The sequence below is a fragment of the Corallococcus terminator genome, from assembly GCF_003611635.1.
Lineage (GTDB): Bacteria > Myxococcota > Myxococcia > Myxococcales > Myxococcaceae > Corallococcus > Corallococcus terminator.
On the sequence record NZ_RAVZ01000596.1, the window covers coordinates 1 to 2,616 of the forward strand.

2 protein-coding genes are annotated in these 2,616 nt (G+C 70.7%); both read left to right on the forward strand.

The window, feature by feature from the left end; translation table 11 throughout:
* Nucleotides 1-660, forward strand: a 660-nt coding sequence (locus tag D7V88_RS40530; RefSeq protein ID WP_120545828.1) for a DUF3592 domain-containing protein, incomplete at its 5' end; no start/stop codon positions are given.
* An 84-nt stretch (nucleotides 661-744) separates the two neighbouring features.
* Entirely contained in the window at nucleotides 745-2,565 is a 1,821-nt protein-coding gene (locus D7V88_RS40535) for an N-acetylmuramoyl-L-alanine amidase (protein WP_120545829.1), read from the forward strand.
* Nucleotides 2,566-2,616 lie beyond the last annotated feature (51 nt).

The window sequence follows — 2,616 nt, forward strand, 5'->3', positions numbered from 1 at the left end:
CTCCTGGGGCTGGGCATCGGGTGGGCGGGGCGCTTCTTCGTGGAGGAGCAGCGCTTCGCGGCCCGCGCGGAGGAGGTGGCGGCGCTGGTGGCTCGCAGCCATGCACCGCCGGTGTCGGATCGCGAGGACGCGGAGGGCACGCTGGATGTGCTCTACACGTACGCGAACGTGGAGCACTCCGTGTCGGGTGTTCGCACCCGCGCGGACTTCGCGGCGGGCATGGGACACGGCTCGCAGGTGATGCTGCTGGTGGATCCGGAGCACCCGGGGGCGCCTCGGGAGGCCGTCCATGCGCGTGCGCGTGCGTCCCGCATGGGGTGGCTGTCCTGGGGCCTCGCCCTGGGCGCCCTGGTGGCCGCCGCCGGCTTCGGCTGGGAGGTGCGGCGGCTGTGGCGCAAGGAGGTGGTGCCCCTGCGCCTGGGCGCGCTGGTGTGGCTCACCCCGGACGACGGCTACCTGCCGGAGGGCAAGGGCGAGGCGGAGTTCTCCGCGCACTACTTCCGCCAGGACGTGAAACAGCCCGTGCGGGCTCGCTGCCGCCCCCAGCGCGCCCCCGTGCGCAACGGCGGCAAGGTGCTGGCGGCCGTCGTTCCGAGCGAGCCCGGGTGGTGTCGGGTCATCGACGAAGAGCTGGCGCGCCAGTTGGGCTGGGTGCGCTGAAGCACGCGCGGACAGGGCCGAAAAGTTGCCGGGCTCCAGGCGCCGTGTGACACACGCCTGTAGCTGCAACGTCTGGAGGCCTTTATGCGCGTACGCTTCTCCCACCTCGTGCTGCCCGTGCTGATGCTCATGGCGCCGAACGCCGTCGGAGCCAGCAAGCGCAACGAGGCCGAGGAGGCGTACCAGCAGGCCCGCCGCGCCTACTACGCGCTCAAGGACGACGCCTCCCGCCGCAAGCTGCGCCACCACTGGCTCAACGTGGTGCACCGCTTCGAGGCCGTGGCCAGCCACTACCCCAAGAGCGACCGCGCCCCGGATGCCCTCTTCACCGCGGGCGATCTGCTCCAGGAGCTGAGCCGCATCTCCTTCGTGGAGGGGGACCTCCAGTCCGCCATCAGCGACTACTCGAAGCTCCTGGAGGCGCACCCGAAGCACCGGCTCGCGGATGACGCGGCGCTGGCGCTGGCGCGCATCCACGTCAACCGCCTGGACAAGCCTGAAGCCGCGCGCAAGGTCCTCACGGAGTCGCTGGCCACCAACCCCAAGGGCGACCAGGGCAAGGAGCTCAAGGCGCTGCTGGCCTCGCTGCCCGCGTCCAACAAGGCGCCTTCCGTCAAGCCGACCGTGAAGCCGCTGCCCCCGACGAAGGGCCCCCAGGGCACCGCCGTCGCCGAGGCCACGGCGCAGGATCGCTCCGCCCTGGTGGACGCCATCACGAAGCTGGCTCGCGAGCCGTCGCCCGCGCTGACGCGCGTGGATCCGGTTGCCCCCGCCAGCGCTCCCGCGAAGGAGCCGGCGGTGGTCATCGCGGATGCGCCCACCGTCGCGGACAAGGTCATGGACGCGAAGGACGCCGCGAAGGCGCCCTCCGACGTGAAGCCCCCCGAGGCCGTGGCCTCCCTTCGCGGCACCGTGCTCCAGCCCCTGAAGCCCGACGTCCGCGCCGAGTCCCCGTCCGTGGCCACGAAGCTTCCGGCTCCGACGACTCCGACGACGGACAGCGCTCAGGTGGCGACCGTGTCACGGCCGGAGTCGAAGCATGTCGAGCCGGAGGTCGTCGCGTCGAAGCCGCCTCGCGCCGTGACGGTGTCGCCCATGCCGGAGGCGCCGCGTCCGGTAACGGCGCCGGTGGACGCGCAGGTGGCGCAGGCCCGGCTCCGGGCGGTTGCGAAGCAGTCCCGCAACGCGGAGCTGACGCTGGCGGAGCAGTTGGGCCTCAAGGTGCGCCGCGTGGTCATCGATCCGGGCCACGGCGGGCACGACTCGGGCGCGGTGGGCAAGTCAGGGACGATGGAGAAGGAGGTGGCGCTGGCCATCTCCAAGAAGGTCGCGGACGGCCTGCGTGAGAAGGGCCTGGAGGTGGTGCTCACCCGCGACGATGACACCTTCATCCGCCTGGAGGACCGCGCGAAGCTGGCGAACGAGGCGCACGGTGACCTGTTCATCTCGGTGCACTGCAACTCGGCGGCGACGCACAAGCTACGCGGCATCGAAACGTACACGCTCAACACGTCCGCGGACCGCTACTCCATCCGTCTGGCCGCTCGGGAGAACGCTTCCTCCGAGAAGGGCATCAGCGACCTGCAGTTCATCCTGGCGGACCTGGCCACGAAGGCGAACACCGAGGAGTCGTCGCGGCTGGCGAAGTCCGTGCAGCACAGCATGGTGACGGGCCTGTCCACGAAGTACGACGGCATCAAGGACCTGGGCCACAAGGAGGCGCTGTTCTACGTGCTGCTGGGCGCGAAGATGCCGGCCATCCTGGTGGAGACGTCCTTCCTGTCGCACGCGGAGGATGAGAAGCGCCTGGCGTCCGAGCGCTACCAGGACGAAGTGGCGAAGAACATCGTGCTCGGAGTGGAAGAGTTCCTCGGAGACCGCCGCCGCGTGGCCAAGGTAGACTGACGTTCGCGTCGTCACCATGGCCGAGCAGTCTCCCCCGTCCGTCCCCCGTCC

Coding starts and splice junctions, on each gene's coding strand:
- D7V88_RS40535 (WP_120545829.1), top strand. CDS start 745: ATGCGCGTACGCTTCTCCCACCTCGTGCTGCCCGTGCTGATGCTCATG.